General features: G+C 59.7%; 6 protein-coding genes and 2 pseudogenes. 2 read left to right on the forward strand and 6 right to left on the reverse strand.

The genetic code is table 11. The features are described 5' to 3' along the window. The coding region (locus tag WA989_RS12655; protein WP_424340852.1) for an alpha/beta hydrolase at positions 1-632 on the forward strand (632 nt) is incomplete at its 5' end. Between the two features lie 155 nt (positions 633-787). On the opposite strand, the pseudogene WA989_RS12660 reads toward WA989_RS12655, so the two are convergent. The 6 genes and pseudogenes from WA989_RS12660 to WA989_RS12685 form a co-directional block, all read right to left on the reverse strand. Next, positions 788-951, reverse strand: a pseudogene (locus tag WA989_RS12660) (DDE-type integrase/transposase/recombinase); the annotation flags it as partial. A gap of 341 nt (positions 952-1,292) precedes the next feature. Then, positions 1,293-1,931: a bacteriochlorophyll 4-vinyl reductase gene (gene bchJ, locus WA989_RS12665; RefSeq protein WP_424340853.1), complete on the reverse strand. Its 639-nt coding sequence runs from the start codon at positions 1,929-1,931 to the stop codon at positions 1,293-1,295. 2 nt (positions 1,932-1,933) lie between these two features. Further along, positions 1,934-3,574 (reverse strand): magnesium-protoporphyrin IX monomethyl ester anaerobic oxidative cyclase, encoded by a 1,641-nt coding sequence (gene bchE, locus WA989_RS12670; RefSeq protein ID WP_424340854.1) that lies wholly within the window; start codon positions 3,572-3,574, stop codon positions 1,934-1,936. 322 nt (positions 3,575-3,896) lie between these two features. Beyond that, positions 3,897-4,157, reverse strand: a pseudogene (locus WA989_RS12675) (DDE-type integrase/transposase/recombinase); the annotation flags it as partial. Between the two features lie 33 nt (positions 4,158-4,190). After that, a complete protein-coding gene (locus tag WA989_RS12680; RefSeq protein WP_424340855.1) occupies positions 4,191-5,318 on the reverse strand; it encodes a hypothetical protein in 1,128 nt (375 codons plus the stop codon). After that, complete coding sequence (locus tag WA989_RS12685; RefSeq protein WP_424340856.1) at positions 5,318-5,980, reverse strand: hypothetical protein; 663 nt, start codon at positions 5,978-5,980, stop codon at positions 5,318-5,320. Before WA989_RS12685 ends, WA989_RS12680 begins: the two co-directional genes overlap by 1 nt. Positions 5,981-6,124: 144 nt before the next feature. On the opposite strand from WA989_RS12685, the gene WA989_RS12690 reads away from it, so the two are divergent. Next, positions 6,125-7,843 (forward strand): vWA domain-containing protein (locus WA989_RS12690; protein WP_424340857.1); only part of this gene is annotated, 1,719 nt, incomplete at its 3' end.

Raw genomic sequence — 7,843 nt, forward strand, 5'->3', positions numbered from 1 at the left:
GCTACTTCAACCGCTTCGGCTATGATGTTTACGTCATGGACTACCGCCTGCCGCACCAGGGTTGGGCCGCCGGGCCCGACACGCCGCTTCAGGATGCGCAGCGCGCCATGCGGGTCATCCGCTCGCGGGCGAGTGCAGATAGCATCAATCCCGGCAATATCCTCGTCATGGGTTTTTCGGCCGGCGGCCACCTTGCCGGGTCGCTCTGCCAGCGCTTCGATGCGCCGGTCTATGGTCCGGTTGACGACGCCGATGCGCATTCAGCGCGGCCGGACCTTGGCGTTCTGGTTTATCCCGTGGCCCTGATGCGTGCGCCTTTCGCGCATGCCGGCTCGCGCACCAATCTGATCGGCGAGGATCCGTCAGCGGCGCGCTATGCGACGTATGACCTTACAACCGCGCCCAACCCTGAAGGCCCGCCGCTCTTCCTGTTGCACGCCCTCAATGACGAGGCCGTCCCGGTCGAAAATTCCCTGTTCCTCGCCAGCGCCTGCCGCAAGGCCGGCGTAGCAGCCGTCATTCATACTTTCGAGGCAGGCGGTCACGGTTTCGGACTGAGGGGGATCGAAGACATGCCCGTCGCCGTCTGGCCCGAACTCGTCATGAACTGGGCCGACCAACACCCGGTCTGACGAATTCCATGTTCCGTTATGCAGAGAATTTGCTCGCCCACACCCTGTAAGTCGGCCCTTGTCAGGAAAACCGGTGTTGCCAGAGGGTTAGGGCCGAATTCGAAGCTGCCACTTCCCCTCCGATACTGGCCCTTATTCAATGTCTATGAAGAACTGGCTTTCTTTATGAATCGCAAAGCCACTGATTTGTCTCTGGTTTTCGTGACATATCTCTCCAGCACTTCGCCTTCATGGTCGACCGCACGCCAGAGGTAATGGGCTCCCCAGTGATCCTCACGAAAACCTCATCGAGGGGCCATCGCCATTGCGTGACCTGCCGCGGGGGCCAGTCAAATCGCGATCACAAAAGAGCGTGCTGTCAGTCTAGTGCACACTCGTCTCTGCTCATTCTGCAAGAGGCTCGTGAGCGATCACGTTTAGTCATCCTCTCGCCCGCGGCGTTCACTGTCTTGGCGCGCTGCCGCGATCGCTCGGATCACGAATCTGCGGCGTGAGGGCCTGCTTTCCTCTCGCCAGCCATCGTCCAAGCTATTCTAGAGGGGCGTCAGCTGGCTGATCTCAGCCTTGAAAAGCTGTCGAAAATGGCGGGACGAGTATGCAAGTTCGGACGATCAGAGCCTGCAGCGCAGGAAAAAGCCCGCCAATGGCGGATGCGGTCTTTTATTGGTCCGGTGCCCGATATCGTTTGTATTGCGTCTCGATCGAAAAGCAGCAGACCTGCAGGCCATCCAGGCAGGCATGGTTGTACGTGATGGTGGTCCGCCGACTGACAAGGTGCTGAAACAGAGCGTCGAAAACGCCGACATGCCAGGCGCACCCGGGCATTGTGAGAGGATTTGCCTCGATCCGGAATTCGGCCGCACGCCCCAGCGTGAATGTACATCTCCCGGACCCGGCAAACGTCCAGGCATGACGATGGATAGCCTTGAGGAGGAGGTCGCGAGACAAGGGGGCCGGCAGGAGTTTCAGCAGGAGTCTGACGGGTTTAGGAATCCGGTTCTTCAGGATGTAATCGCCGGTCAGCCGGCCCGCCCGGTAGACGACCATTTGCGCTCTGGCCTCGGGGAAGTGCGCAAAGAGACTGTCGAAAAGAGCCCGCGGCAGGCGCTCGTCGATCATCTCCTGAGGACGCACCCTCAGGAGCTCCTGTAATCCGGCCCGCGCAAAAACAAGCTCAGCGGCTTTCGCCCCGCCCTGGTCGCAGAGCGCCTGTTCCAGCTGCAAGACAGCATTCGGACCGACACGTGCGCTTTCAGGCGCAGGGGCGGTCGTCAGAGGGGTCTGGACGCCCAGCGACATAGTCAGCCCCGATCGATCAGAGTGGTGGTGCCTGCCCGCTCCTGCATTTGCTGGGTTCCACCACCGCACGCCTTGACCGGCTCCGGGGCCTCAGACAAGCGCCGGGCCCGCTTGATGGCCGCCTTGTCTGCATTCGCTTGCCAATCATCCATCTGCGCAGGGGCAATCGTCCGGGTGCGGTCGAAGTTAAAATTGACAGTCTTCTTCGACTGGGGGCCCCAATAGCCCGCTTTGCCGAGGTCATAGAACTGGCGCTTGAAACCGGCTTTCAGGAAAGCCTTCAGACACCCCAGCAGATAGCGGCGCCTGAAGCCTGTCCCTCTCCAGGGATAGTGGAACAGGGCCTTCTGCATGTAAAAGCGGCGATAATTCTTCATGACCCCGTTCAGAAGCTCGCCGCGCTCCATGGCTGCGGGCTTCATGATCGGCGTCACGAAGTTGTATTTCTCGAAATCGAATATCTCGACCTGGTCCTTGAGCTCCTGAAACAGGGGCGTGAACGGCCATGGCGTATACATCGCCCAGTTGGCGAGGTCCGGCTGCCAGTCCCAGGCCATCTGATAGGTTTCTTCCAGCGTCTCCTCGGTCTCATTGTCGAGACCCACAATGAACTGGGCTTCCACGAAGATATCGGCCTCGCGAAGCAGGCGTATCGCCTCCTTGTTCTCGCCGACCTTGGTCTCCTTGTTGAACTGGTCAAGTTTGAGTTGCGCGGCCGCCTCGGTTCCAAGAGAGACATGGACCAGCCCCGCCTTGCGATAGAAGGACAGAAGCTCCTTGTCGCGCATGATGTCGGTGACCCGGGTGTTGATGCCCCATTTGATCCGCTCCGGAAGCCCGCGGTCGATCAGCTCCTGGCAGAACTGGATGAACTTCTTCCGATTTATCGTCGGCTCTTCGTCGGCGAGAATGAAAAAGCCGACATCGTGCTCATTCACCAGCGTCTCGATTTCATCGACGACCTTTTTCGGATCGCGAACCCTGTAGTCTCGCCAGAACTTCCACTGACTGCAGAAGCTGCAGGTGAAGGGACATCCGCGAGCAAGGTTGGGGATCGCCACACGGACCCCCAGAGGCACATAGATGTACTTCTTCCATTCCAGAAGCGACCAGTCGGGCTCGATGGCATCGAGGTCCTTCACGGTTGGTGCCGCTTCGGTGGCGACGATCTGATCGCTTTCCCGGAATGCCAGCCCTTTGATCTGCCGGCGCCGCTCGGGCCACTGCCCGTCAGCGATCATGGTGATGAGGTTAACGAATATCTCTTCACCTTCGCCGCGAGCGATCACATCGATCCAGGGCGCTTCCGTCAGGACCTGCTGGTACATGAAGGTGGCGTGCACCCCGCCGAGCACGGTCACGGCATCTGGCAGCTCTTCAGACGCGATCTTCAGAACCTCCTCGGCCTTGTAGATCGATGGCGTGATCGCAGTGGCGCCGACCACGTCAGGCTGCAGGTCTCGCATGGCCTGTCGAAGGTCGTCAGAGCCCAGATTATTGGTCATGGCGTCAACGAAGTGGATGTCGGTGAAGCCGGCGCGCTTCAACGGCCCGGCGAGATAAGCGACCCATGCGGGCGGCCAGCTTCCCGCGATTTCCGCCCCGCCCGAATGATAGTTGGGATGAACAAGCAGAATTCGCATATCTGGCCTCACTGTCCGATTGGGCGGACACTTTTGAGTGTCTATCCCGGTGTGCTTACGTTGGCAGACATAGCTGGGCGGGGCTCAAATCGTCATACGTAGATATACGGACGGCCGCTTGCAGGCCTGTTGGGGAGCGGGGGTGTCGGAACACCGGGGGGGCCAGCGAAAATCAAACCCCGGTCAGGACCGCCGCACAAGCGCCCTGTCGTCGATTTTGACAACTTGAGCGCCACGTGCACACTCCGTATCGTCAAACTCTAACCTTTTATCTTGAGAAAGTAGAGGAAAATCAATGATTTGCCGGTACTGTCAGGGGAACTGACCGATTGTTCAGATGCCGGCCGACCTCCTTGCGGTCTGCATTGCCGATCTCTTTCATCGCGGCTCTGTATGATCGGAGTCGATCAGCAACGACTTCCTTCGGCGCGCCATAGCGCTTCATCGCTTTGCGAAAGAACCGCAAGGCCGCTGATTTGTCTTCGACATGCCTAAGCGAAAGCGGAAACCGGACATACATCATGACCGCGAGCCGGATGACCTCGGGCGATGTTTTGAAGCAGCGAAACGGTGATTTGGGCATGCCGAGGAGAGTAGGGCGGCCACGTGCCCCGGCTCAAGACGGTTCGACAAGATGATAGAGCAGTTTGCTGCGAAGCGCCCCGTCCTTCCAATAGACGGCAACTGCCGATTTCTCGATACGCTCAAGGAGAAGGATATCGCCGTCAGCTTCGGGCAGATCAGCATCGCCGATGCTCCGTGGCATTGCCTCACCGGGCGATATCCAGTGCCAGTCCTCAATCTGGTCTATCGCCCCCGGTGGCAGGCCATCGCCGAGGCCTTTGCCGTCAAGACCGATGACGCTGATCCAGGTCCCTGCCCGACATAACGCTAAGCCGCGCTTGTCGCCATTTGTACTTTTGATCTGCACGACTTCATCGCCGGCCCCATCGCCATCGATATCGCCGCCAAGCTGCCTTGGAAGATATCGGGCGTCGAGTTCAGCCGACTGCAGGTCCAGTCCGCACCTTGCGATCAGCTCGCGTTCCTCCGAAACATATTCGAAACTCCGTACATCCTGCCATGCATGCTGTTCAGACGGAGTGCGTCGCCAGGAAACGCAGGCGTCGAATTTGAGATAGTTCATGCTCGCGCGGCTGCCGGGTTCGAGGCTTGCGCCGCGCAGTCCGTATTCCAGGATGTGTAGCCAGCCGATGCCATCGCCGGGTGCGGGCGCTGTGTGGCGCAGTGTTTCCGGGTCTGCGGAAGGTCGGTACCCGCCAGTGCCTTCGAGTGCGGGCGATACGACGAAAGCGCGCATCGCGCCGGGCGCATTCACATCACCTGTATTCGGGCCCGTATTGGCCTGGTTGCGGAAATGCCAACCGTAAATGTCGCGTGGATTGGGCGCACCGCCATGCGGCGGGGTCAAGGATGTGAGATCGACGGCATCGCCCACCGGTTCGCTCTCATAGAGCCTGACTGTCCAGCCCTCTTCGGCTCTCTGAAGCGAAAAGACCCAGCCATTTTCCAGCGCCTGATAGAAGCTATGGTTTCCATAAATTTCCGGCGAAATCCGGTCGGAGAGCTCGCCTGCGTTGGTCTCGCCTTTTATCCTGTAGGCGTGCGCTTCCAAAGTTGGTTCACACGCGGGCGGTTCCTGTGCGTGAGCGAATGACGAAACGGAAAACGGTGAGAGGCAGAGGGCGACGGCGCCCATGATGCGATCGAGATATGTACCCATTATTGGGCCTCCGCCAGCCAGCTTTCGACGATGAGGGCTGATTGCGCTGTCCAGGCCGCTGCGCGGTCTGCATCATGTCCGGTGACCTCGCCCGAGTTGAGCGTTGTTGCAAAGCCTTCGACGGCGGTCGCGGTCTTTGCAATATAATCTGGCCAGGAGCCTCCGCCTTCGGGTTTGCGGCCTGAGGCTTCCAGTTCGTCGAGTTTAGCTTCTATCGCCGCAAGAGCGACTGAATAATCGGTACGCAGGGCGACCGCACTGAATACGTCTGGCGGGGACTCCATCTTGGCGAGCGTCATATAGGCCACGAGATAGGGCGCGAGCATTTCGCTCTCAAAACCCTGACTGGCGCCGTCAATCCAGACGGTCATGGCCTCAGTTTCGCAGGTGAATTCGCTGTCCAGCTCATCTGATAGCGCCTTAACCTCGGCCTGCTTTTCAGCGGTCATGCGCTTTGTATCCTCGTGCAGGAGCGCGCGAATGGAGAGCGATTGCCAAGACTTGAGTAACCCGCAGTCCCGCCCGAGATTTGCGACCGTTTCAAGGAAAGCGGCCGACTGGGTCTGGCTTGGCAGACCATTGTTCTGCGCCGCCGCTAACGGCGCGGTTATCGCGGCGCTGGTCAGGCAGAGCGCGGCAACGTGCCCTTTCAGATGTCGCATCGCAGAGCTCCTTGGGAATTGATCGACAGCAAAGCCTGCCGCAATCGGCGGGCTTGGAAAACATGGACATATGTACAGGTTGCCTGCGCTTAGCGGCTCCATAGACTTCCCGCTGGAAACGCCGTCAAAACCGGAGGCCCGTGCATGCGGATAATCTTGAGCTCGCTAGCGCTCTCATCTGCGCTCGCCATTGGTACGCCTGCCACATCGTTCGGACAGGATGGCGGCGCCGAAGAGAGCGCCCCGAAGGATGCGATTCTTGTGCTGGACGCGTCCGGGTCGATGTGGGGTCAGATCGACGGCGTCAACAAGATCGTGATTGCAAAGGATGTTGTGGAGGGGCTGGTGCGCAGCCTGCCAGCTTCGCAGCGCCTCGGCATGGTCGCCTATGGACACCGCAAAAAGGGCGATTGCACCGATATCCAGACAATGGCCGACGTCGGAGCAGACCGAGAGGCCGTTATCAAGGAGATTCGCACACTGTCTCCAAAGGGCATGACGCCGCTGACCAAATCTGTCGAGCATGCCGCTAACGAGCTGAATTACACGAAGAATGCGGCCACAGTCATTCTGGTGTCCGATGGACTTGAGACATGTGAGGCTGATCCGTGTGTGCTTGCTCGTACGCTGGAAGAGAACGGACTGGACTTCACCGTCCACGTTGTCGGATTCGATGTTACCGAAGAAGAGCGCAAGGGACTGGTCTGTATCGCCGAGGAAACCGGTGGGCAGTTCCTTGCTGCCGACAATGCAGACGAGCTGACCGACGCGTTGACGCAGGTCGCGCTGACAGCTGAGCCGCTGGACACCGAACCCTCTGCGGCGCAGCCCCAAACGGTTGCGCTGCGTGCGACCTTGTTGAAAGGCGGCCCGCAGATCCAGAGCAAGCTGAACTGGTCTGTCGAGAATCTGGAGACCGGCGACGTCGTCTTCGAGGCGGACAACACCGGTTATGCCGACTTTGAAGTCGTGCCGGGTGAATACAAGGCGACTGCGGTCTGGACCGGATGGCCGCATGAAGGCGAACGGGTCGCGGGCGACAAGGTGGGGACAAAGGATTTCACGATCGTCGCGGCGCGCCCGGCGGTCGTCAGCGTGCCGATCGAACTAGGCATTCCGGTGACCCTGTCGGCTGATGAGAGCGTCGCTGAAGGAACGCAAATTACCGTCAACTGGACTGGCCCGGACGACCTTGGCGCCACTGTCTCGGTCAACCGCGTAGACGACGATCCGCGCGAAGCGATCTATTTCTCGCCGGCTCAGCGGGCGCGGGACAGCTACGAAGCTGAACAGACCAAGGACGGCGAGTCCGCTACCGATCTCGACACCAATGGCGACGGAACATTCGACCAGGATGATGAGGCCAGCACGGCCATCGGAGCGCCGTCCGAGGAGGGCGACTATGAGGTGCGCTACACACTGAACTCGCCGCGCCTCATCCTGATGCGGGTTCCGCTGACGGTTACGGATGGCGGCTATGCTCTCAGCGCGCCTGATGAAGTGCCGGTCTCAACCGAATTCGAGGTGACGTGGAGCGGGGCGCTGACAAGCAATGATGTGATCGCAATCGAGCCCCCCGATCTTTCAAGCGCATATTATCAGGGGCCGAGAGCCAAGCTTACAGAGGGGGAGCCGGCCCGCATCACAGCGCCGTCCGAGCCGGGCGAGTACGAAATCCGTTACATCATGTTCAATGGCTACACCACATATGCTGGTATGCAGCATGCCGTGCAGGTCAGGCGGCCGATTACAGTCACCGAGGTTGAGGCGAGCGTGTCCGGACCGGCCGAGATTGTCGGGGGATCGGTAATCAATGTCGATGTTGTCCCGGTTCCGGGAGATGACTGGAAAGATGACTATGTC

The sequence above is a fragment of the Henriciella sp. genome (assembly GCF_049649345.1).
GTDB lineage: Bacteria > Pseudomonadota > Alphaproteobacteria > Caulobacterales > Hyphomonadaceae > Henriciella.